This window comes from Mesorhizobium sp. WSM4848 (genome assembly GCF_055811375.1).
Window position 1 is genome coordinate 69,112 of the sequence record NZ_JBVVPX010000032.1, and the last position, 22,077, is coordinate 91,188.

The window sequence follows — 22,077 nt, forward strand, 5'->3', positions numbered from 1 at the left end:
GCCGAAACCGGAGCTAAGCCGCCTTTTCCTTGGCCTTGCGCGGCAGATGCGCAACGATGTTCTCGATGATGCGCATGCCGGCATTGTGGCCGAGCGTCATGATCGATTCCGGGTGGAACTGCACCGCGGCGATCGGCTCCTTGCTGTGCTCGAAGGCCATGATGACGCCTTCTTCCGTCTCGGCGGTGACGACGAAGCCGTCGGGCAGCCGCACCGGATCGGCGAATATCGAGTGATAGCGGCCGACCGTCACCTCCTTGGGCAGGCCGGAAAAGATGATGCCCGGCTTCGACACGCGGATGCGCGACGGTTTGCCATGCATCGGCACGTGCAGCTGCCGCAGCTCTCCGCCATAGGCTTCGGCCAGCGCCTGCAGGCCGAGGCAGACGCCGAAGATCGGCAGGTCGCGCGCGCGGGCCCGCTTGATGGTGGCGGCGCAGTCAAAATCCTTCGGCGTGCCGGGACCGGGCGACAGCACGACGAGATTGGGTTTCAGCCGGTCGAAGACCTCGTCCGGCACTGGCGTGCGCACGGTCGAGACATTAGCGCCGGTCTGGCGGAAATAATTGGCGAGCGTGTGGACGAAGGAGTCCTCGTGGTCGACCAGCAGGATGTTGACGCTGTCGCCGACGCGCGCGGTGGCGCGTTCGGTGTCGGCGGCATTGCCGGTCTTGGCGTCGCGGATGGCGGAGATCATGGCGGATGCCTTCAGTTCGGTTTCGGCTTCTTCTTCCTCGGGAATGCTGTCGAAGAGCAGCGTGGCGCCGGCGCGCACCTCGGCGATGCCGTCCTTGATGCGGATGGTGCGAAGCGTCATGCCGGTGTTCATGTCACCGTTGAAATTGACCATGCCGATCGCCCCGCCATACCAGGCGCGCGGGCTCTTCTCGTTCTGCTCGATGAAGCGCATCGCCCATAATTTCGGCGCGCCGGTGACGGTGACCGCCCAGGCATGCGACAAGAACGCGTCGAAGGCGTCCATGCCTTCGCGCAGCCGCCCCTCGATATGGTCGACGGTGTGGATCAGCCGCGAATACATCTCGATCTGGCGGCGGCCGATGACGCGCACCGAGCCCGGGTCGCAGACCCTCGACTTGTCGTTGCGGTCGACGTCCGAGCACATGGTCAGCTCGGATTCGTCCTTTTTCGAATTGAGCAGCTTCAGGATCTGCTCGCTATCGGAAATGGCGTCGCCGCCGCGCTTGATCGTCCCGGAGATCGGGCAGGTCTCGACACGGCGGCCGTTGACGCGCACGAACATCTCGGGCGAGGCGCCGATCAGGTATTCGCCTTCGCCGAGATTGATGAAGAAGGAATAGGGCGAGGGGTTGATGGTCTTCAGCTTGCGGGAGATGTCGGAGGGCGGTGTCTCGCAGCGCTCGTAGAACATCTGGCCGGGCACCACCTCGAACAGGTCGCCGCGCTTGAAACTCTCCATCGCCTTGCGCACCAGCTTGGCATATTCGCCGGGCTCGTGGTCGCCGCGCGGCGGGATGCGGTCGGCGGTCTTGAACGGCTCGTCGATTTCGTCGCGCGGCAATCCCTCCGTCGAAAACCCATAGCTGGAATAATCGTAGCGGTCGGTCCAGGCCTTGGTCGAATAGTGGTCGACGACCAAAATCTCGTCGGGCAGGAACAGCACGAGGTCGCGCTGGCTTTGCTGGCGCTCGAGCTTGTAGTCGACCGGATCAAACTGGAAGGCGAGATCGTAGCCGAAGGCGCCGTAGAGACCGAGATTGGCGTCTTCCTCCGTCTTGAACAGAGCGGTGATGGCGCGCAGCACGGTGAAGACGGAGGGAACGCGGCTGCGTTCTTCTTCGGTGAAGACACGGCCAGGCTTGGCCACGTCGAGGCGGATCAGTCGCTTCGACGTCTCGGCGATCGTCACCTCGTCAAGGCCGCCGAGCGCCCTGCCGACCACCGGCAGAAGCATCTCGCCACGGCTGTTCAGCGCCTCGATGCGCATGGCGCGGCCACGCGCCGAGATCACCAGCGGCGGGTCGATGATGGCGGTGTCCCAGCGCGTATAGCGGCCGGGATATTCGTAATTCGAGGAAAACACGGCGCCACGGCGTGAATTCAGCCCGTCGACATAGGCGTCGATCGCGCCTTCGTAAGGCCGGTCATGGCGCTCGCGGGTAATCGTCACGCCACCCGCCGTGACGAAGCGCTCCGCCCCGTTCTCCAGAATTTTCGTCGTCATTGCCGTCTCCATCAGCGTCTTGGGTATTTCAGCGTCTTGGGGCAACGGACCCGGGGCATGGCTTGAAAAAACAAATGGCCGCCCGGACATTCCGTTGCGGCCACCTTCTATTTTCACGCGCACGCGTTCGAACAGGCCGCTGTCAGCGAGCCCACCACCAAACGGTCTTGATCGAGCGCATGTTCATGGCGATTCCAATAGCGGCGATTGCACGGCCGCGCAACTGGATTCAATGGAGGGCAGGGAGAAGGGCATGAGCCCCTCAATCCTCCAGCGTTCCCGACCTTGCATCGGCGCTCTTCCTGTCGCCGACCAGCTTCAGCAGATCTTCGCCGGCGCGGATGATGCGCCGGGAACGCCGTGTCAGGATGATGCCCGCCTGCGGCGCTAAGACCTGCGTGCGGCCGTCGGCTTCACCCGGCGCATGGACGATTGTGGCGAGCAGCGCGCCTTTTGCCACACGGTCGCCGGTCTTCACGTTATAGAGGACCGCGCCGGCCCGAGGCGCCGGCATCATGTCGATGTTTTCGAGCGGTGCAACGATACCGGTGAAGCTGCCGGGCGTGGACAGGGCCTGGTCCAGGATCACGCCGCGCCCCACCAGCAGCCGATAAAGCCCTTCGGCATCGGCGCCGGCCAGAGCACAGTCGACATCGAGTATGCCGCGATACTCGACCGTGGTGGCGACGCGCCGGTCGAACCGCGCTACCTCGGCAGGGAGGTTCAGATACGGCGTGATCGAGGCGCCTTCGAAGGTTCCGTCGGTATCTTCATCCCACAGGATCACCGCATCGACGCCCATGGCCGCAGCACAATCCGCCATGGCCGGCCATAGGCTGGCATGGACATATAGGTAGGCGAGGCCCTCGTCGTCGCAGTGCAGGTCAAGCACCATGTCGTGACCGATCGACAGCTGCAGCAGCCGCGTCTTCAGTCGCTGGTCGGCCGTGCCAAATGTGGCGTCCGGCAAGAGCGTCGGGTCAGGCGCGGCCAGCAGCGGAAAGCCGCGGTTGAAGTTGGTGCGCGTGCCCAGGTGAAAACGGCCCTGGTGCTCGCCGAAATGATACTGGGCGCGGCCGATCGGATTGGCTTGCGGTACGATGGTGATATTGCCCTTGATGCGGCCTTCGGCTTCGGCCTTTTCAAGCATTGGCATCAGCGCGTCGATGGCGACGACGCCCGGCAGTTCGCCGGCATGCAGTGCCGCCTGCAGATAGGCCGAAGATGCCGCCTTGTCCGTTCCCTCGAAGCGGAAGACTGGGAATTCGTAGGAAACGCCCTCGCTGTCGCCGGCGATACGCTCGATCGATTTCTGCATGATATTCCTCCAGGAAAACACATGCCCTTTCGTCGATACGCTGTCGATTGGTCCAGCTTTTGGCGCTATGGGCGCAAGACTCTACTCGGCCGGGCGCGGCGGACATACTGGTCCTGCCCGGCCTATGCCAGCGGCTTCAACTCCTGGGCAATGGTGGGCAGAAGCTCCGAGACGTTGGGGTGGATGTGCATGGCGCGCGCGAGCGTGCTGATCGGCGCCTTGGCGTACATCAGATCGAGCACGCAGTGTATCGCCTCGTCGCCGCCGGGGCCGAGCACCGAACAGCCGAGGATTTCGTTGGTGTCGGCATCGGCCAGGATCTTCATGAAACCTTGCGTCTCGCCTTTCTCGACCGCACGGCCGACACGGGTCATCGGCCGCTGGCCGACCAGCGCGCGGCGGCCGGACTTTCTTACCGCTGCCTCCGTCATGCCGCAGCGGCCGAGCGGCGGGTCGGTATAGAGCGCATAGGCTTCGATGCGGTCGCTAACCCTGCGCGGGTCGTTGTCGAGCAGATTGGCGGCGACGATCTCGTAGTCATTGTAGGAGGTGTGGGTGAAGGCGCCCTTGCCGTTGCAGTCGCCCATCGCCCAGATGCCGGGCACGCTGGTGCGCAGCTGGTCGTCGACGACAATGAAGCCGCGTTTGTCGACCTCGACGCCGGCCTTGTCGAGGCCGAGATCGTCGGTGTTGGGCGTCCGGCCTACTGCCAGCAGCACATGCGAGCCGACAGCCGGCGCCTGGCCGGCGGTGAAAGTCACGGCAATGTCGCTGCCCTGCCTGGCGAAGCTGATGTCGCCGGCGCCGAGATGAACCGTGATGTCTTCGTTCTCGAGGATGGACAGGATGGCGGCCGAGACATCCTCGTCCTCGCGGCCGATCAGCCGCGGGCTCTTTTCGATCACCGTGACCTGTGAACCGAAACGGCGGAACATCTGCGCGAATTCGAGCGAGACGTAGCTGCCGCCGACGACGACCAGGTGGCGCGGCAGCACGTCGAGATCCATCATCGACGCGTTGGTCAGGAACGAAATGTCGTCGACGCCTGGCAGATCAGGCACCGAGGCACGGCCGCCGGTGTTGATGAATATTTTTTCGGCGCTCAGCGGGTCGTCGCCGACGCGCACGGTATCGGCCGTCTCGAAGCGCGCATGGCCGCGATAAAGCGTGCATCTGTCCATGTCGGCAATCCAGCTCTCGAGGTTGCCGCGCGCGTCGTCCGACACCTTGTCCTTGCGCGCCTTGATCGCCCTGTAGTCGACGCCGACCGGACCGGAGAGCGTCACGCCGTAATCGGCGGCGCGGCGGGCGAGATGCGCGGCATAGGCGCTGGCCACCATGGCCTTGGTCGGCATGCAGCCGGTGTTGACGCAGGTGCCGCCGACCAGCTTGCGCTCGATCAGCGCCACGCTCATGCCGGCCGCCGTCAGCCGGCCGGCGAGCGGCGGGCCGGCCTGTCCGGCGCCTATGATGATGGCGTCGAATGGCTTTGCCGTCATGCCACCGCCGCCACGATCAGCAGGCCGCCGACGATCGCCACCGCGTCTTCGATGAAGGCGGCCGGCTGGTCTTTGCCGAAAGCCAGCGCCAGGCGTTTGCGCAACTCGGCGCCGCCCAGCGTGCCGATAACCGCGCCGATGGCGCCGGCGATCAGGCCGCCGGCGGTGGCGCCGCCGGTCGCGCCGATCACCGCGCCGATGAAGGCGCCGACGGCGATGCGTGCGCCGAACTGCTGCGGCACCTTGCGGCTCGGCGTCGACGGCAACTGGTCGGTGACCAGTTCGACGATGGCCAGGATGGTGAAGATGCCGACGGTGATCCAGTGGCCCATGAAACCAGCCCAGGTTCCGGCGACCGGCAGCCAGCCGAGCCAGGCGCCCCAGGCGACGGCGGCTGGCGCGGTCATGGCGCGAAGGCCGGCAACGACGCCGATCAGAAGTGCAAGGATGTACAGCATGATTGACCCCTCGATCACACGGCCTGGGACAGCCCAGCCAGGGCAGGCTAGCATAGGTTCGGCATTTGACCAGAGGCTGCGATCTCTGGCGCTATACCATTTTCATGGACACCCTATTGAAACAGCAGGGGTAAGACGGGAGGGCCGCCATGGCTCGATGCGGCAGGATCGAGCGCAGGGCAATCGCTCAGGTTAGATGACCAATTCCCGATGTCGGCGCCGCCCCTCATCTGCCTGCCGGCACCTTCTCCCCGTATAGCGACAGGGAGAAGGGGCTGGCCGCAACCTCGGCGCCCTTTTTTGCAACGTTGACAGTTGGCGAAATCTCTTGCGAAGGCGTCTTTCTCCCGGTCACAGGGCAATGAGGGGCTGCGCAAACCTGAGTGATTGTCCTGGGATCGAGCGACAGTCGAATCTCACCTCGGCGCCTGCGCCACGAGATAAGCACGATCACCTGGCAGGAGGAGGATGCAATCGCGTATCGAGCGCAAAGGCTTCCTGGGTCCTCATGGCATAGGCGCCCTTCGCGACGCTCGCCTCGAAGACCAGATTCCAGCTATTCTGGGATACTGCGCTCGGAATCACCACGAACCGGTGCCGTTTGAGAAGATCGTCGCCGAATGCCTGCTGCCCGGAGCTCGGAATGCCCGGGCGCAGCCAGTTAGGGTTCGGAACGACGGCAGGGTCGACGATATGCACATCCGTGACATCGCTGACTATCGCCGCCGTCATCACATGCGCGATCGTGTCGAGCGCCCTAAAACCTTTGTGGACTGCGACCTCGAGAATCGCAGTCGAAGGATCGATTGAGCAGTAGACTGCGCGCACGCCCCTATTGTTCCATCGTCCGCCGACCCTGTATGCGCCCTCGCCACTGTCCCATGTCGGCGCGAACGCAGCCTGATCGAGACGCCAGCCGACGAGGTCGGAGCCGCCAAGCACCGCCGGCAGCGGCGTCATGCATAAACGCCGTATTCAAGCCGCTCGAGATAGTCTTGCACAAGCTCGACACCGGCCGGGGTTGCCAGAAGATCGATGGGACGGCGCTGGTCGAGCCCGATCGCCGGGCGCTCCAGCCATTGCTCGGCTTCCGCCTGTGAACCGAACACGTCGGTCGCTTTCGACAGGATCTCGGCGAATTTCCAGGTTCGTCCACTCTGGTCCTGGCTGAGTGGCTTGGAAGGAGAATCCTTCCGACGCTGGTAGGTGCGCAAGCTCATGCCGACGGCCTTCTCGAGCGAATCAGTCTTCTGGATGAAGACGAGCTGCCCAATGAGATGGTCCAGCGCCGAGCCTGGCAGACCGTGAACAAGCAACTCATGGGCGTCCAATGCGCTCCGGAGATGCCGCGATAGAATGCGGGCGCCACCCAGCAATCTGGCCACCTTCTGCAGGTCATTGTTTCTTGGCGCCGCGGGTGCCTTTTTCAATGCCATCGCCACGGGTCTGCCTCCTCGCGTCATCTGTCGCTTCAATATATGACAGATGACGCGACGCTTTCAAGGGCGAGCAGGATCGAGAGCAAGGCAATCGCTGAAGGTTTGCGCCGCCCCCATTGCCCTGCCGGGCATTTCTCCCCGTATAGTGACGGGGAGAAAGATGCCGTTGTCGCCGATTTCGCCAATCTACAGCGTTGCAGAAAGGGTGCCGACGTTGCGGCCAGCATCCTCTCCGTTCACGGGGAGAGATGTCGGCAGGCAGATGAGGGGCGGCGCCGACGTGGAGAATTGGTCGACGCGTTGGTCGATCAGCCAGTCGCCGAAGCTGAGGCAAGGGTGAGGGGCAGCGAGCCCTCAGAACAGGCCTTCGATCTGGCCTATCTCGTTCAGGAATATCTTCTCCGAAGACGGCGCCTTGGGCAGGCCAGGCATGGTCATGACCTCGCCGCAGATGACGACGATGAAGCCGGCGCCCGCAGACAGCCTGACCTCGCGCACCGGCACGGTGTGGCCAGTCGGCGCGCCGCGCAGGTTCGGATCGGTCGAGAACGAATATTGCGTCTTGGCCATGCAGACCGGCAGGTTGCCGTAGCCGGCGTGCTCCCAGGCGTGGAGTTGGTCGCGCACCGACTTGTCGGCGATCGCTTCGGATCCGCGATAGATGCGCTGGACGATGGTGTTGATCTTCTCGAACAGCGGCATGGCGTCGGGATAGAGCGGCGCAAACTGTGAGGAGCCGGATTCGGCCAGCGTCACCACCTTGTTGGCGAGTTCCTCGATGCCGGCCGAGCCGTGGGCCCAGTGCTTGCACAGGATCGCCTCTTCGCCCATCGAGGCGACGTAGTCCTTCATCGCCCTGATTTCAGCGTCGGTGTCAGAATAGAAATGGTTGATGGCGACCACGGCAGGCACGCCGAACTGCCTGACATTCTCGATGTGACGGCCGAGATTGGCGCAGCCCTTCTTGACCGCCTCGACGTTCTCCTTGCCGAGATCTTCCTTCTTGACGCCGCCATTCATCTTCATGGCGCGCACGGTGGCGACGATAACCGTGGCCGCCGGCTTCAGGCCGGCCTTGCGGCACTTGATGTCGAAGAATTTTTCAGCGCCGAGATCGGCGCCGAAACCGGCTTCGGTGACGACATAGTCGGCAAGTTTCAGCGCCGTCGTGGTGGCAACGACCGAGTTGCAGCCATGCGCGATGTTGGCGAAAGGGCCGCCATGGACGAAGGCCGGGTTGTTCTCCAGCGTCTGCACGAGGTTGGGCTGCATGGCGTCCTTGAGCAGCACGGCCATGGCGCCGTCGGCCTTGAGGTCGCGGGCGTAGACGGCCGACTTGTCGCGGCGATAGGCGACGATGATGTCGCCGAGGCGCTTTTCCAGGTCCTTCAGGTCGGTGGCGAGGCACAGGATCGCCATGACTTCCGAGGCGACGGTGATGTCGAAGCCAGCCTCGCGCGGAAAGCCGTTGGCGACGCCGCCGAGCGAGCAGATCATCTCGCGCAGTGCGCGGTCGTTCATGTCCATGACTCGGCGCCAGACGACGCGGCGGATGTCGATGCCGAGCTCGTTGCCCCAGTAGATGTGGTTGTCGATCAGCGCCGAAAGCAAATTATGCGCGGTGGTGATGGCATGGAAATCGCCGGTGAAGTGGAGGTTCATGTCCTCCATCGGCACGACCTGCGCATAGCCGCCACCGGCAGCGCCGCCCTTGACGCCGAAATTCGGCCCGAGCGAAGCCTCGCGGATGCAGACGATGGCCTTCTTACCGATGCGGTTGAGACCGTCGCCGAGGCCCACCGTCGTCGTCGTCTTGCCTTCGCCGGCCGGCGTCGGGTTGATGGCGGTGACGAGGATCAGCTTGCCGTCCCTGTTTGCCTTCACCGACTTGATGAACTCGGCCGAGATCTTCGCCTTGTCGTGGCCGTAAGGCAAAAGATGCTCGCTTGGAATGCCGATCTTCTGGCCGATCGCCTGGATCTGTTTCTTGTCGGCGGCGCGCGCGATCTCGATGTCGGACTTCACTTCGGCCATGGCGGCTTTCCTCTGGATTGGACGGTGGAGGGGACGGGTTTGATCAGTGTGGTCGCAAGCCTGTTCGAAACAGCCCAGTACTGCAGGCGAGGGCACGTTCTACCCCTGTCGCTGCCATGGCGTCAACTTGCATGCAACTATGTTTCCTCTGGAGAAAGACGGCTCCTGGTCGACCTTTTCCGGATCTTCGCGGGTTGTCGCGCCGTATAGAAGCCAGAGCACGCGCCGTCCTGCCGTCTCAAAACAGCCGCGGAATGCACGGAATGCGACAGGGTTCGATCGCCGGTCGGCGTGTCGAGCGGTGGCGCTAAAGCGCGTCGACGCGCTTTAAGTTCTTGTTTGATGCATGTCGTTATAGCAAAACCGCTGCGCACCCTCGGTTCAAGCCCAATGGCATGCTTTTGCGCGACATGCATTAGAATGCACCGATCTGGTGCATCAGCCCCAAGCCGTCAAGCTGGCCGAAATGCTCGACCACGATGCCGCTCTCAACCCGATCAATGTGAATCACCCCAACCGAGACGCAATTTCCGCTCGGTTCGACGCCATGGAAGATGCCGGTGTGCGTGCCCTGAAAGCGGCCGCGCGTGACCACCTTGTCGGCATCGCCGACATAGTCGTCGATGACGTGATGTCCATCCGGAAATCCAGCAAAGAACTCGGTCAGGGATTTGCGCCAGTCATCGAAGCCGATCGGATTGGCGCTGGCGAGATGGACTGTGAGATCCGGAGAGACCAGACTGGCCAGTCTATCCCAGTCTTGCGCATCGATCGTGGCATAGAAATTTCGAGCAAATTCCCGGATATCCATCGCGTGTCCTCGCTGGCTGCCGCCCACGGTTGAACGGCGACGAGACGATCAGGTTCCGCTCCTCGCAATGCGCAGCCGAACTGCTGCGTCAGCACGTTGCCGATCCCGACCAGGGCCAGCGGTGATTCAAGCCAAGGCGTCTTTCACCAATCGCTTGCTTCACCGATCCAGAACAGACCTGACCTCGACGAGGTTCGATCGCACCCTAAGCACATAGAACCCCATCGTGGTGAGGTGGGTGGGCATGATCCAGCCATCCTCGCGGCCGTTGGATATTATGAGAGGCTGGATGGCGAGCGCTGCCTTGAGCTGGCCTTCCACGCTGTTCCAAAGTGGCGTGAGGCCGCGATTGTCGAGGATCTGCTGGAAGTCGTGATGCGCCGCCGTCAGGATGCCGTAATAGCCGTAGAGCTGGCCGTAGGCGAACCAGAAGCGGTCGTCAGCGCGCGTGTCGAACCAGCCGCTGTTGAAGTTCTGCGAACGGTCACGGATCAGGTCCGACGTCGAGCCTATGTCACTCGCGATCCGGTCGACGAACTGCAGCAGATTGTCGGCGCGCGCGTTGAAGACAACCTCGCATTTCATGAGCCGGTCGTTGAAGGCGCGAAGGCTGCTCGCTGCCGTGCGATAGAAACTCGGCGTCGGGGTTTTCGGACCAAACGGCCTCAGGCCGAAATACCAGGTTTCCTCGTCGAAGGTGATGGCGCCGCGCGCATCCTGCAGGTTCTGGTCGATCTGGCTGGTGCCGCGGACGCGGCCCAGCGTGTCGACAAGCTCGACCGTGGTGCGCCGGATGGCCTGATTGACCCCGCGCTGGAAGGAGGCCTTGTTGTCGAGAAACGGCGTGCGGTCCCAGTCCATGCCGAAGAGCCCGAGCTTGTAGAGTATCATCGACGAGATCCAGGCATTCTCGTTGACGTTGAAATCGATGAGGTCAGCCGTAACCTGGACAATGGCCGAGTGGGTGCAGGTCTTGACCTCTCCCTCGACGCCAGCGGTTTCCCCGGTGGCGGAAGGAGCGGGCTGCGCCGGTGCGGTTCCGGCCGGCTGCGTGAACTTATATGCTTCCGCATAGGCGGGATTGAAATTGCTCCAGACCTGCGTGTTCCAGATGAAATAGCCGTAGAGGCCGATCAGCATGAGCAGGGCGAGGCCGAGCACCGCCTTCAGGATCCAGCCGCGCTGCGTATACCAGCGCCCCGCCCACATGAACGGCCACAGGATCACGCCGACGGCGAAGCCAATGCCGCGGCCGATCCACTGGAACATCCGTGTGAAGAAATTCACGATCGGATCAAGCATGGCGATGTCACCCCTCGTCAGTCAGCCAAGAATTCGATAAGGTTAGGCATTCAATCGGTAAGGCCGTAGAGGCGTGTGCGAAACGCCACCTTGTCTTTCAGATATGTGGTTTTCAGAACGTCCACAACATGCGATCGCCAGGCGTCGCTGAAGCCGTCATAGTCCCTGAAAAAACCCGGTTTGTTGAAGACGTAGCGCGAGACGAAATCCTGCGGCACGAAGTCCGAGATCAGCTGGTTGGTCAGCCAGGCGTCGGGATGCCCGGGCTTGGCCCGGATCGTCAGGAAACGCTGCTGCGGGAACACGTCCTCGATCTTGAGATAGCCGAGGTGAGCGATCTCGCGCTTGGCGGCGTTGAGAAAGGGAAAATTGCCGTCCCTGGTGATCAGGTCGGCATGGCTGTGGATCCAGGTCTGCAGCCAGACCTTGTCGACGTCGGTCAGATTACGGTCGGGCTCGGCGTCTCGGATCAGCGCGCGCACCACCATTTCGGCGCGGTGTTCGAGATAGCCTGATGTTTCGATCCACGAGGCCCGCGGCAGTTCGATGCGGCCGGTCGCGGCGAGGAACTTGAACACCCTGTCGGCATCGTTGATCGAGAGGTAGCTCACCTGCCACGGCCGCGAGCGGCGGAAGCCGGGTGCTGCCGGGTCGCTGATCACCGTCGTCATGTCGCGATCGATGAACACATAGAGCCCGCCGAAATGGCTGGTCCAATAGGCGCTGTGGCGAAAGATCACTTGATCTGGCACCAGCGCGTTCTCGCGGATGTCGCCGCAGATCTTGGCCAGCTCGACCATGCGGGTGAGCATGGCACTGTCGCGCCAGGCCTCCGGTTCCTGCTTCAGCCGGTCGACGAGCTTGCCGAGTTCGGCGGCTTTGCCGAGCACGTCCTCCGCCGACAGAACCTTGAACTCGACCTGATTGATCGACAGCAGGTCCTCGATGTCGTCGACCTTGGGGACCGAATCCTCGATCTCGCCATAGATGACATCCTTGATGGTCAGCGCGTCGATGGCGCGCTGGTTCGTCGACATGAACTCGAACATCAACTGCGAGGTGTTGGAAAAGGCGGTGTGGACCACCGGCAGGTCTACCTGCGACGGCGTCAGGATGATGAAGCGGCGGTTGATCTCGTTGGGATCGAGGTAGTTGTAGTCGCCGCATTCTTCGGCCACCTGCGGCGAGAAGCCGGTGCGGTCGATCTCGAAGCTCTTCAGCTTCGTCGGCTTCAGGCCGAAGGCGACCAAAGCCTTGTTGTAGCGCTGGATCAGATGCGGCTCGTCGATGGTCAGCAGCCGGCCATAGATCAGGTCGTTCTCGCGCAGCAGATCGGATTTCCTGGCGGGGCTCATTCTTCCTTCTCCCCTTGTGGGAGAAGGTGGATTGGCGCGCAGCGCCAAGACGGATGAGGGGTGTTCCAGCTTGACGAATACTCCTCATCCGTCGCCTTCGGCGACACCGCCCGGGGGCGAGCCACTGGTCTCGCCCCGTCCTTCGGACCCCACAAGGGGAGAAGGGAGCGTCGGCGCGTTTCACGCATTCCACAGGCCCTTGTTCTTCAGCTCCTCGATCTCGCGCATCGCGCGGTCGCGCAGGCGGGTGTCGCGGATCATCTTGGTCACCGCTGCGTCGTCGGACCTGTCGGAGTAGCGGAACTCCGAGTCGGCGTAGCGGTTGACCTCCTGCATGACCATCTCCATCGAGAATGGCCCGCGCAGTTCCTCGATCATCGCCTTCTTGTCGTCGTAGCTCTTGTGCATGAAGACTTCCGGCTTCTCGAACCATTCGTCCGGCAGCTCGATGTCCATGGCGCGCATCTTGATCGCGTCGGTGACGTTCTTGATAGCGCGGCCGGTGAAGCGCGGCTCGGCCTCCTTGATCATGTGCAGATAGGTGCCGATGTCGGCCATCGACTTCGGTGCGCCGTTCTCCTTCATGTAGCGCTCGTAGACCTTCATCAGCCCGTCTTCCCTGGGCTTCTCGTGCTCTTCATAGGCCTCCATCACTGCGCGCTGGATCTCCTGGGCGGCATAGAGCTTGTGGTCGCCGAGCGGGATCTTGTGGTTCTTGCCGGCGAGCAGCACAAAGATGTCGATATAGTCGTCGCGCGTTTGTGGCCCATCGACCAGCCAGCGGGCGCCGGCGCGCTGGCGTAGCGCGTCGTCGACGTTTTCGGGATAGTTGGAGAACATGCCGAAGGAGCAGTTGCCGCGCACCACCGTGGCCGCACCCCCGAATGCGTCCATCAGGACGCCCGTGATTTCCTGCTGGCCGGCCGAGGCACGATCGTCGGAGCGTCGGGCCGCCACCTGGTCGAGGTCGTCGATGGTGCCGAAGCCGATGACGCGCGGGTTCAGCACATTGTTGATGAACTGGCGGCAGTTCTGGCCCGACTTGCCCTGGTAGGAGGAGATCTGGTCGACGCCGAAATTCTCGTAGGCGAAGGGGTAGCCGGCGACCTGGCAGTAGCCGTTGACGAGACCGGCGATCATCTGGATCAGCGTCGTCTTGCCGGTGCCGGGCGCGCCGTCGCCAATGAAGGTGAACAGGAAGCCGCCGAGCTCGACGAACGGGTTCAGCTCGCGCTCGAAATCGTAAGCCATCAGCATCTTGGCGAGCTTGACCGACTGGTACTTTGCGATGTGGTTGCCGACGACCTCTTCCGGCTTCTTGAAGGTCATCACCAGCGGCTTCGACCGCTTGCCCGGCGCGACGTCGAAGCCGTCGAGGGTGAAGTCGTCGACGTCGATGCGGATATGAGCGTTCTCAAACGGACCGATGCCGTCGAAGCGGCCCTTTCGCGCCAAAAGCCCGTCGATCGCGACACGGGCGAAGGCGCGCGCCCGGGTCATCAGGTCGGCGTCGTCCTTGGCGCTAGCTATCGCCTTGTCGAGGCCGGCAACAATCGACTTCACCGCGTCCTGCGGCGTGTCGAACAAAAAGTCCGGCTCGGGCGTATCGTTCGGCGCCTCGCCGTCGCTGTCGATCAGCTGGAACAGATAGGAGGCGAGGCTGAAGGCCGAAATATAAGCCGAAGCCGACAGCAGCTTCTTGAAGGTAGCGGCCTCGTCGCCTTCGAGCGGGGCGCGGGCGTTTTTCGCCTTCAGGCTCTCGAGATCTGAGCCTTCGGCGAAGACATCTGATATGGCCAGCGCGATCGCCAGCCCGCGCCGGGTGCGATAAAGCAGCATGTGCTGCGCAATGCTCAGCAGCTGGTCGTCGGGATGGACGGCGGCCACGGTCTTGGAAAGCTCGACCTCGCGCGTGCGACGCGCCGAGCCGACCGAGACGGTCGAGACGAAGCGGCGGTTGGTGCTGGCCAGCGCCGTCCCGGATTCCCGCGACGGGTCCTCCAGCACGACGATGCGGGTGATGAAGCTCTGCGCCGTGGCGCGGTGCTTTTCGATTGCCGCTTCCGAAATCGTGGTCAGGCCGGTGTCCATGAAGGATGCTCCGCGGTTTGACGGTCAGACGTCACTGATGACCTGTCCTTTGGACAGGATGTGGACCTTGTAGCCGGAAAAGATCTTCTGCGCCTCGCCGGCGGCGTAGAGCGCCTGATAGGCCTCATGCGGGATCAGCGCGTGCCTCTCGTAGCTCGACACGCCTTGCCGCGCCGCCTCCAGATCGTCGGTGTCGATGAAGAATTCCTGCGTCGCCTTCTCGCTCGAAAACAGACCTTTGCGGCCGGGCTTCTCAGCCTTGGAATAGACCTCCTGGATGGTCCAGGTCAGCAGCCAGGCGTTTTCCGGCTTGCGCACCTTGTCCAGAATGTCGGTCACCGTCGAATTGTTGTCGGTGATCCCGGCCGAATAGAAGGGCCCGAGCACGACGCGGCGCAGTTGCTTGGGGTGGAGCGGCTCGAAATCCTTGTCGAGGTTGACGGCGATCGTAGCCGGCGACAGCGTATAGGCGGAGTTCTTCTCGGTGAAGTCGTCGAAGCGGTGGGCAAGCTCGGGATTGAGCAGCCCGTCAACCGGAAGCGGAATGTCGACCTTGTCGTTGAGCTTGCCGTTGCGGTCGACAAGCTGCCCGATCATCTCTTCGGAGGAATCCTCGACCGTCACCATATAGACCAGCGGCAGGTTAGCGCTGCCGTCGAAGGCGGCCCAATGGACGAGGTAGTAAGGCCGTCCGGTCTTCGGATTGACCGAGACTTTTGCCGTCTGCGCCAAGGTGAACGGCCCGAAGGTCGTCTCGCTCCTGACGCCCTCCAGATAGAGCCGCTCGGCCATCGACTTCTGCAGCGCCTCGGGGAATTCCTTGTGGCGGAGGATGAAGTCGGCCATTTCCTCGCGCAACTCGTCGGCCAGCGGTATGTTGGCCAGACGCGTATCGGCCTGGCGGCGGTCGTTTTCCAGCTCGAGCACGTTCTGGAACACCGGAAAGCCGCTTTCGGCGCGCGAGATGCGGAACGTCTCCATGAAGCCCAGCCGGTTGCGCCAGCAGGAAAACGAGTTGTCGAGTCGCGCGATGTATTCGGCGACGATCTTGGCGACGATGCCGTGCCGGTAGAGCGGCGAGCGATCGTCGCGCATGAACACTTCGAGGCCACTGAGTGCCGCCGTGATCGCCGAGAAATAACGCGTTGCCGCTTCGTTTTCGGGGGTCATGCAGCCAGCCCTTGAGAGCGATGCGAGTGCAGCAATTACGACTGCACGTAGTTCGCCGAATTGTGCTTCTTCATCACATCGTCGAAGCGCCGGGCAAAGGCATCGTCAGCCAGCTTCTTGCGGCGTTGGATGTCGGCGGTCGCCACCATGTTCTTCTCGTGCATTTCGAGAAGATCGCCGATGTGCTTCTGCGAGGCCGCGCCAATGCCGGCCATGGTTTCCTCGGCGGTGTTGTCGACCTGGCTGCCCAGTGTGTTGATCTTGTGGGCGACGTCCTGCTGGGCGGCCGTCTTCAGCGAATCTTCCAGCGCCTTGTAGAGGACGATGCGCTGCTCGGTATCGATGGTCAGCTTGTTGATCAGCGTCGACTGCGCCGCGATCTGGTTGTTGAGCGAATCGACGAAGGTCTGGAACATCGAGGTGTAGCGCTCCAGCGTCTGGCTTTCGGCCAGAAGTTCCTGCTCCTTGGCCTGCTTCTCGTTGTACTCGGTGGCCAGTTTCGAACGCTCGCCCTCAAGCTCGGTGCGCTCCTTCTGGCTGGTCGAGGCGGCGATCTTGTTCTCGATGTCGAGCAGCATCGGATTGACCTCCTCGATGCGCCTCTGCACGGTCTCGAGATTCGACATGGTCGCCTTGCGGCGTTCGATCACCTGCGACAGGCTGGCCTCGGAGGTCTTGTAACGCTGGTCGAGGATTTGCTTCTGCGCCTTGAGGATGCCGACAATGGTGTCGGATTTCGCCAGCAGCTCCTGCAGATTGCCGGCCAGCGACATGTTGCGGACACGGTCGGTGCGCATGCGCTGCTTGCTCTGGTCGGAAAATATGCCGACGAAGCTTTCCCAGCCGGTGTAGTTCTTCATGCTCTCGAATTCCGCGCCGAAGACGTTGGTGGCGTCCTCCAGCCCGATGATCAGGTCGGCGATGTTGCCTTCCATCACCTTCTGCTGCTTCAGCACATCCTCGATGCGGGCGTTCTCGAGGTCGAAATTGGCGTCGCCGATCTTCTTGTCGCTCCTGGCAAGCGTGTCGAGCACGGCGCCGGACTGCTCGATCTTGGTGCGCATGTCCTGCACGACCTGATTGGTCTTGGCAATTTCGGCATCGAAATTCTGCAATGTCGCCATAGGAGCCTCCCGCTTCGGCAATTGTTCGTGTCGCGAACGCCGCGAATATATGTGTGGCAAGGGGGGAAGGAAAGGCGGAATAATGCTGTCACAAAGCAAGAAATAGCTCACCAATCGGGGTTCGCTTCAGGTTTGTGCCGCCCCCGTCTGCCTGCCTTCCGGCGCTGGTGATTGGCGATAGCTGAAGCGACATCCCGATCTCCCCCGCAGGGGGGAGATCAGCAGCTTCGCCGACGGCGCTTGCCATGCCGCCCTTTTAAGCCGAGTTGTCCGAACGCGGGGAGGGGGCGTCCCGACGTTCCACCGGAAAAGCGCCTGGCCACCGGAAAAGCGCCTGGCGATCGGAAAAGCGCCTGCAACAGCAGGCGGCGTGTCGCTGGTCGGCCAGCCCGCGCCGTTGCTAGCGATTGTCTTATCGCTTGAAACCGCACCAGAATGGTGTTTGGCTGACGAAACAAGGCGGAGACAAAACCGCAATTTCGCTTCGCCGATCGATCACAATGGGAGAATACAGATGTCGCGTATCAAACTATTCGCCGCCGGCCTCGGTCTGGCGGCGTTTCTTTCGGCGAGCGGCGCACTCGCCGCCGAGCCGGAAAGCTGCAAGCCGGTGCGTTTTGCCGATGTCGGCTGGACCGACATCACCGCCACCACCGCTACCGCCAGCGTCATCCTAGAAGCGCTCGGCTACGAACCCGACGTGCAGGTGCTGTCGGTTCCAGTCACCTACACCTCGCTGAAGAACAAGGACGTCGACGTCTTCCTCGGCAATTGGATGCCGACCATGGAAGCCGACGTAAAACCCTATCTCGAAGACAAGTCGGTCGAGACGGTCGTGACCAACCTCGAAGGCGCGAAATATACGCTCGCCGTTCCGCAGCACACCTATGACGCCGGTCTCAAGGATTTCTCCGATATCGCCAAGTTCAAGGACAAGCTCGACGGCAAGATTTACGGCATCGAAGCCGGCAATGACGGCAACCGCCTGATCCTCGACATGATCGCCGCCGACAAGTTCGGCCTGAAGGATTTCGAGCTTGTCGAAAGCTCCGAGGCCGGCATGCTGTCAGCGGTGCAGAAGGCGGCCGCATCGGGCGAAGACGTGGTCTTCCTCGGCTGGGAGCCGCATCCGATGAACGCCAACATCAAGATGGCCTATCTGTCGGGTGGCGACGAGGTGTTCGGCCCGAATTTCGGCGGCGCGACCGTCGCCACCAATGTCCGGGCCGGCTACACCACCGAATGCCCGAACGTCGGCGCGCTGCTCAAGAACATGGTGTTCTCGCTCAAGATGGAAAACGAGATCATGGGTGCGATCCTCAATGACGGCGCCGACCCGAAAGCCGCGGCCACCGAATGGCTCAAGGCCAATCCGGACGCGATGACGCCATGGCTCGCCGGCGTGACGACCTTCGACGGCGGCGACGCCGCGGCCGCCGTGAAAACCGCACTGGGTTCGTAGCAGACTTACACCTCCCCTTGCGGGGAGGTTCGGCGCGGCACGCGCCGCGGTTGGGATGGTTCGGAACGGAGCATAACCGTGACCATTCCACCCCGCTCGGCTGCGCGGTTCGACCCACCCCGCCAGGGGGACGGTGAAGAAGAATGAGGGGACATTTGCCATGGATCCGGTTTCGCAACTGATTTCGAGCTTCAAGATCCCGATCGGGCGGTGGGGCAAGACCTTCTTCGACTTTCTGACCACCAATTTCGAGTGGTTTTTCGACAGTATCGCCGACGGGCTCACCGTCGTTCTCGACGGGCTGGTCGATCTTTTGCTGCTCGTCCCCCCGGTTCTCCTGGTCGCCGCCATAGCCGGGCTTGCCTGGTACCTGCAGAAATCATGGAAGCTGGCGCTTGCCGTCGCGCTCGGTCTGCTCTTTATCGTCAACCAGGATCTCTGGCAGGAAACCGTCGAGACGCTGGTGTTGGTCGTGGGCGCTGCTGCGGCCTCGATGGCCATCGGCGTGCCGATCGGCATCTGGGCGGCGCATAACGAGCGCGGTTACCGCTATCTCCAGCCGGTCCTCGACCTGATGCAGACCATGCCGACCTTCGTCTACCTGATTCCGGTGCTCATTCTCTTCGGTCTCGGCATCGCTCCCGGCCTCATCGTCACCGTTATCTTCGCCGCTCCCGCGCCGATCCGCCTGACGCATCTCGGCATCACCTCGGTGCCGAAACCGATGATCGAGGCCGGCGAAGCCTTCGGCGCGACAAAACGCCAGCTGCTGTGGAAGGTAGAGTTGCCGGCGGCGCTCCCGACCATCATGGCGGGGCTGACGCAGTGCATCATGCTCTGCCTCTCCATGGTCGTGATCGCTGCGCTCATCGGCGCCAACGGCCTTGGCAAGCCGGTGGTGCGCGCGCTGAACTCGGTCAACATTCCGCTCGGCCTCGAAGCCGGTCTCGCCATCGTCGTGCTTGCCATCATCCTCGACCGCATCAGCCGCATCGGCACGGGAGCCGCCAAATGAGCGCCGCGGTCGATTTCAAGAATGTCGACATCGTCTTTGGCGCGGCGCGCAAGGAAGCGCTGGCGCTCGTCGACAGCGGCGCGACGCGTCAGGAAATCCTGGAGAAGACCGGCGCCGTGCTCGGCTGCGCCGGTGCCAATTTGACCGTCAACGAGGGCGAGATTTCCGTCCTGATGGGCCTCTCCGGCTCCGGCAAATCGACGCTGCTGCGCGCCGTCAACCTGCTCAACGTGCCGGCGCGCGGCAACGTCATGGTCAAGGACGGTGACCGCATGGTCGATGTCGCGGCCTGCGACGCCGCCACGCTGCGCCATATCAGACAGACGCGGGTCGCCATGGTGTTCCAGCAGTTCGGCCTTCTGCCCTGGCGCACCGTCGCGGAAAATGTCGGCTTCGGCCTCGAGCTTTCCGGCGTGCCCGAAGCCGAGCTCAAGGCGCGCGTCGAGCGCCAGTTGAAGCTCGTCGGCCTCGACCAGTGGGCGTCGAAATACGCCCACGAGCTTTCCGGCGGCATGCAGCAGCGCGTCGGGCTGGCGCGCGCGTTTGCCACCGAAGCGCCGATCCTGCTGATGGACGAGCCGTTCTCGGCGCTCGACCCGCTGATCCGGACCAAGCTGCAGGACGAATTGCTGCAGCTTCAGGCCGAGCTGAAGAAGACCATCATCTTCGTCAGCCACGATCTCGAGGAGGCGCTGAAGATCGGCAGCCACATCACCATCATGGAAGGCGGGCGTATCGTGCAGACCGGCGCGCCGGAAGACATCGTGCTGCGCCCCGCCAACGACTATGTCCGCGACTTCATCGCCAATGTGAATCCGCTCTCGGTGCTGACCGCCTGGAACGTGATGCGCGACCGCCGCGACCTCGACCACGGCGAGGATGGCTGGGTGTGGCTCGACCGCCGCAAGACGACGCGTTTCAAGATCGACGAGCACGGGCTGGTGGCGGCGGCCGAGCGCGACGGCAAGCCGGCGTTCTGGGTGTCGTGCGCCGATGTCGAGGCGCAGCCGGAGGAGACGACACAGGTATTCTGGGCCAATCCCGGCACCTCGCTGAAGACGGTGATGCTGGCCATGCATCGCTCGCAGACCGCACCGGTGGCGCTGTTCGACGACCAGTCGCGCTTCGTCGGCGCCATCGGCGTCAGGGATGTGCTGAGTGCGGTGTTGCGGCGGTAGTGTTTCTAAACGAAACGGTCCGTATCGTTTCTTCGCGGTCTGCGCTGGCTTGGCGGCGGTCCCATATAGGCACGGACTTGTGAATGGCCGCGCCCGCCGGGAAGGCGGTTTTGCGGGCGGTCCAAAATGGACGATCGCTTTCGTCCATGTCAGAATAAAAGCGAAATTCTTGCGCGCAGTTGCCGGTTCCGATGCCTGAGATCGTCACCAAACCCCGCACCAAAACGAAGCCGAAGATCGAACGGCCGAAGCTCTACAAGGTCATCCTCCTCAATGACGATTTCACGCCGCGCGAGTTCGTGGTGACGGTGCTCAAGGGCGAATTCAAGCTGAGCGAGGACCAGGCGCGGCGGGTGATGATCACCGCGCACCAGCGCGGCGTCTGCGTCGTCGCCGTCTTTACCAGGGACGTCGCCGAGACCAAGGCGACACGGGCGACCGATGCCGGCAAGGCCAAGGGCTACCCGCTGATGTTCACGACGGAACCGGAGGAGTAGCGCCGGCTTCCCCTTCTCCCCTTGCGGGAGAAGGGGATTGGCGCGTAGCGCCAAGACGGTTGAGGGGGCCACGAGGGGATGCGGTAATTGACAACTGCTCATCGCCGAGGCACGTTCGCAGCGCTGCGTAGGGCGCATCGGTGTAACGTGAAAGGGCAATGCCCGCCTATACTGTAACCACAGTTGCGCCCATGCCGAATCTCGAAAACCTCAAAAAGCAGGCCAAGCAATATTTGCGGTGGCACCGCGAACGGTACTATCCGGTCGCAGCCGAGATCAGAGCTACGTTGCCACGCTTCCAGCATCTCGATGACAATCAGGTACTGGAAGCAAATTTCAAGCTCAGCGACGCGCAGGAACTGATCGCGCGTCAATTGGGGTTCGAGGGATGGCAGGCGCTCAAGACAGGAGCCCCAGCCATGACAGATCAGAAAAAACAGACCGTGCCTGCACCCGTTCTGAGTTCAACCTCAGCGCAGTTGTTCGTCACCGACATCAATGCGTCGTTCGAATTCTTCACCACCAAGCTCGGCTTCGGAGTCGACTTTGTTTACGGCGACCCGGCATTTTACGGACAGGTGACACGTGACAATGCGCAACTCGCGCTGAGGTTGATTTGCGAACCTGTGTTCGTTGGCGATATACGGCAACGTGAACACCTGCTCTCCGCCGGGATCACCGTCGATACTGCAGACGAGATTAAACAGCTCTTTCTGAATTTTCAGGCCGTAGGGGTGCCCTTTCACCAAGTCCTCAGGAAAGAACCCTGGGGTGCCAGAAACTTCATTGTTATGGATCCAGACGGAAATCTCATTTTGTTTGCTGGCCCGGGCGACTGAGCCGTCTGCGTCGTCGCCGTCTTCACCAGGGACGTCGCCGAGACCAAGGCGACTCGGGCGACCGATGCCGGCAAGGCCAAGGGCTACCGCTGGTGTTCACGACGGAACCGGAGGAGTAGCGCCCGCTTCACCTTCTCCCCTTGTGGGAGAAGGTGGATCGGCGCGTAGCGCCGAGACGGATGAGGGGTGTTGGACGGAGTGCCGTCGGTGCCAAGCTGGAACACCCCTTGTATCTGCACGGAAGGTTTTTTGTGCGATGTAAGCGACTGAGCCTCGAACCAG

The 22,077-nt window shown here is 62.5% G+C and carries 18 protein-coding genes and 1 pseudogene; 6 read left to right on the forward strand and 13 right to left on the reverse strand.

The annotated features are described in order from the left end of the window. Window positions 1-13: 13 nt before the first annotated feature. The 13 genes from AC0L16_RS25160 to AC0L16_RS25220 form a co-directional block, all read right to left on the reverse strand. Entirely contained in the window at window positions 14-2,203 is a 2,190-nt protein-coding gene (locus AC0L16_RS25160; protein ID WP_473623944.1) for an anthranilate synthase, read from the reverse strand. Window positions 2,204-2,465: 262 nt separating this feature from the next. After that, window positions 2,466-3,521 carry a M14 family metallopeptidase gene (locus tag AC0L16_RS25165; protein ID WP_473623945.1) on the reverse strand — a complete coding sequence of 352 codons (1,056 nt, stop codon included), beginning with the start codon at window positions 3,519-3,521 and terminating at the stop codon, window positions 2,466-2,468. A gap of 122 nt (window positions 3,522-3,643) precedes the next feature. Then, complete coding sequence (locus tag AC0L16_RS25170) at window positions 3,644-5,020, reverse strand: FAD-containing oxidoreductase (RefSeq protein WP_473623947.1); 1,377 nt, start codon at window positions 5,018-5,020, stop codon at window positions 3,644-3,646. Beyond that, window positions 5,017-5,478 carry a DUF4126 domain-containing protein gene (locus tag AC0L16_RS25175; RefSeq protein ID WP_473623948.1) on the reverse strand — a complete coding sequence of 154 codons (462 nt, stop codon included), beginning with the start codon at window positions 5,476-5,478 and terminating at the stop codon, window positions 5,017-5,019. The genes AC0L16_RS25170 and AC0L16_RS25175 overlap by 4 nt, the downstream gene beginning before the upstream one ends. 450 nt (window positions 5,479-5,928) lie before the next feature. After that, on the reverse strand, window positions 5,929-6,438 hold the full coding sequence (locus AC0L16_RS25180) for an RES family NAD+ phosphorylase (protein ID WP_473623950.1): 510 nt from the start codon (window positions 6,436-6,438) through the stop codon (window positions 5,929-5,931). Next, window positions 6,435-6,914: a type II RES/Xre toxin-antitoxin system antitoxin gene (parS, locus tag AC0L16_RS25185; RefSeq protein ID WP_473623971.1), complete on the reverse strand. Its 480-nt coding sequence runs from the start codon at window positions 6,912-6,914 to the stop codon at window positions 6,435-6,437. The genes AC0L16_RS25180 and parS overlap by 4 nt, the downstream gene beginning before the upstream one ends. A 357-nt stretch (window positions 6,915-7,271) precedes the next feature. Continuing rightward, on the reverse strand, window positions 7,272-8,951 hold the full coding sequence (locus AC0L16_RS25190; RefSeq protein ID WP_473623952.1) for a formate--tetrahydrofolate ligase: 1,680 nt from the start codon (window positions 8,949-8,951) through the stop codon (window positions 7,272-7,274). 415 nt (window positions 8,952-9,366) lie between these two features. Next, the gene (locus tag AC0L16_RS25195) at window positions 9,367-9,762 is read right to left on the reverse strand and encodes an ester cyclase (protein WP_473623954.1); all 396 of its coding nucleotides are present in this window, start codon (window positions 9,760-9,762) and stop codon (window positions 9,367-9,369) included. A 159-nt stretch (window positions 9,763-9,921) separates the two neighbouring features. Next, a complete protein-coding gene (locus AC0L16_RS25200) occupies window positions 9,922-11,064 on the reverse strand; it encodes a DUF2333 family protein (protein ID WP_473623955.1) in 1,143 nt (380 codons plus the stop codon). A gap of 50 nt (window positions 11,065-11,114) precedes the next feature. Then, the gene (locus tag AC0L16_RS25205) at window positions 11,115-12,419 is read right to left on the reverse strand and encodes a DUF6638 family protein (RefSeq protein ID WP_473623956.1); all 1,305 of its coding nucleotides are present in this window, start codon (window positions 12,417-12,419) and stop codon (window positions 11,115-11,117) included. Between the two features lie 180 nt (window positions 12,420-12,599). After that, window positions 12,600-14,510 carry an AAA family ATPase gene (locus AC0L16_RS25210; RefSeq protein ID WP_473623958.1) on the reverse strand — a complete coding sequence of 637 codons (1,911 nt, stop codon included), beginning with the start codon at window positions 14,508-14,510 and terminating at the stop codon, window positions 12,600-12,602. Window positions 14,511-14,534: 24 nt separating this feature from the next. Next, window positions 14,535-15,680: a hypothetical protein gene (locus tag AC0L16_RS25215; protein WP_473623959.1), complete on the reverse strand. Its 1,146-nt coding sequence runs from the start codon at window positions 15,678-15,680 to the stop codon at window positions 14,535-14,537. Between the two features lie 35 nt (window positions 15,681-15,715). Next, the gene (locus AC0L16_RS25220) at window positions 15,716-16,804 is read right to left on the reverse strand and encodes a hypothetical protein (RefSeq protein ID WP_473623961.1); all 1,089 of its coding nucleotides are present in this window, start codon (window positions 16,802-16,804) and stop codon (window positions 15,716-15,718) included. A 514-nt stretch (window positions 16,805-17,318) separates the two neighbouring features. Between AC0L16_RS25220 and AC0L16_RS25225 the strand changes: the two genes are divergently transcribed. The 6 genes and pseudogenes from AC0L16_RS25225 to clpS (AC0L16_RS25250) form a co-directional block, all read left to right on the forward strand. After that, window positions 17,319-18,266: a choline ABC transporter substrate-binding protein gene (locus AC0L16_RS25225; protein WP_473623962.1), complete on the forward strand. Its 948-nt coding sequence runs from the start codon at window positions 17,319-17,321 to the stop codon at window positions 18,264-18,266. Window positions 18,267-18,426: 160 nt separating this feature from the next. Then, window positions 18,427-19,281: a choline ABC transporter permease subunit gene (gene choW / locus AC0L16_RS25230; protein ID WP_023799956.1), complete on the forward strand. Its 855-nt coding sequence runs from the start codon at window positions 18,427-18,429 to the stop codon at window positions 19,279-19,281. Continuing rightward, window positions 19,278-20,459 (forward strand): choline ABC transporter ATP-binding protein, encoded by a 1,182-nt coding sequence (gene choV, locus AC0L16_RS25235; RefSeq protein WP_473623963.1) that lies wholly within the window; start codon window positions 19,278-19,280, stop codon window positions 20,457-20,459. Before choW ends, choV begins: the two co-directional genes overlap by 4 nt. Window positions 20,460-20,650: 191 nt before the next feature. After that, complete coding sequence (clpS, locus tag AC0L16_RS25240; protein WP_023799954.1) at window positions 20,651-20,956, forward strand: ATP-dependent Clp protease adapter ClpS; 306 nt, start codon at window positions 20,651-20,653, stop codon at window positions 20,954-20,956. A gap of 191 nt (window positions 20,957-21,147) precedes the next feature. Beyond that, window positions 21,148-21,795, forward strand: coding sequence for a VOC family protein (locus tag AC0L16_RS25245; protein ID WP_473623972.1), 648 nt, complete (start codon window positions 21,148-21,150; stop codon window positions 21,793-21,795). 3 nt (window positions 21,796-21,798) lie between these two features. After that, window positions 21,799-21,914: pseudogene (gene clpS, locus AC0L16_RS25250) on the forward strand (ATP-dependent Clp protease adaptor ClpS); the annotation flags it as partial. Between the last annotated feature and the right edge of the window lie 163 nt (window positions 21,915-22,077).

Excerpts from the sequence above, each read along its gene's own strand:
- AC0L16_RS25160 (WP_473623944.1), bottom strand. The coding sequence starts at position 2,203 with ATGACGACGAAAATTCTGGAGAACGGGGCGGAGCGCTTCGTCACGGCG.
- AC0L16_RS25165 (WP_473623945.1), bottom strand. The coding sequence starts at position 3,521 with ATGCAGAAATCGATCGAGCGTATCGCCGGCGACAGCGAGGGCGTTTCC.
- AC0L16_RS25170 (WP_473623947.1), bottom strand. The coding sequence starts at position 5,020 with ATGACGGCAAAGCCATTCGACGCCATCATCATAGGCGCCGGACAGGCC.
- AC0L16_RS25175 (WP_473623948.1), bottom strand. The coding sequence starts at position 5,478 with ATGCTGTACATCCTTGCACTTCTGATCGGCGTCGTTGCCGGCCTTCGC.
- AC0L16_RS25180 (WP_473623950.1), bottom strand. The coding sequence starts at position 6,438 with ATGACGCCGCTGCCGGCGGTGCTTGGCGGCTCCGACCTCGTCGGCTGG.
- parS (WP_473623971.1), bottom strand. The coding sequence starts at position 6,914 with ATGGCATTGAAAAAGGCACCCGCGGCGCCAAGAAACAATGACCTGCAG.
- AC0L16_RS25190 (WP_473623952.1), bottom strand. The coding sequence starts at position 8,951 with ATGGCCGAAGTGAAGTCCGACATCGAGATCGCGCGCGCCGCCGACAAG.
- AC0L16_RS25195 (WP_473623954.1), bottom strand. The coding sequence starts at position 9,762 with ATGGATATCCGGGAATTTGCTCGAAATTTCTATGCCACGATCGATGCG.
- AC0L16_RS25200 (WP_473623955.1), bottom strand. The coding sequence starts at position 11,064 with ATGCTTGATCCGATCGTGAATTTCTTCACACGGATGTTCCAGTGGATC.
- AC0L16_RS25205 (WP_473623956.1), bottom strand. The coding sequence starts at position 12,419 with ATGAGCCCCGCCAGGAAATCCGATCTGCTGCGCGAGAACGACCTGATC.
- AC0L16_RS25210 (WP_473623958.1), bottom strand. The coding sequence starts at position 14,510 with ATGGACACCGGCCTGACCACGATTTCGGAAGCGGCAATCGAAAAGCAC.
- AC0L16_RS25215 (WP_473623959.1), bottom strand. The coding sequence starts at position 15,680 with ATGACCCCCGAAAACGAAGCGGCAACGCGTTATTTCTCGGCGATCACG.
- AC0L16_RS25220 (WP_473623961.1), bottom strand. The coding sequence starts at position 16,804 with ATGGCGACATTGCAGAATTTCGATGCCGAAATTGCCAAGACCAATCAG.
- AC0L16_RS25225 (WP_473623962.1), top strand. The coding sequence starts at position 17,319 with ATGTCGCGTATCAAACTATTCGCCGCCGGCCTCGGTCTGGCGGCGTTT.
- choW (WP_023799956.1), top strand. The coding sequence starts at position 18,427 with ATGGATCCGGTTTCGCAACTGATTTCGAGCTTCAAGATCCCGATCGGG.
- choV (WP_473623963.1), top strand. The coding sequence starts at position 19,278 with ATGAGCGCCGCGGTCGATTTCAAGAATGTCGACATCGTCTTTGGCGCG.
- clpS (WP_023799954.1), top strand. The coding sequence starts at position 20,651 with ATGCCTGAGATCGTCACCAAACCCCGCACCAAAACGAAGCCGAAGATC.
- AC0L16_RS25245 (WP_473623972.1), top strand. The coding sequence starts at position 21,148 with ATGCCGAATCTCGAAAACCTCAAAAAGCAGGCCAAGCAATATTTGCGG.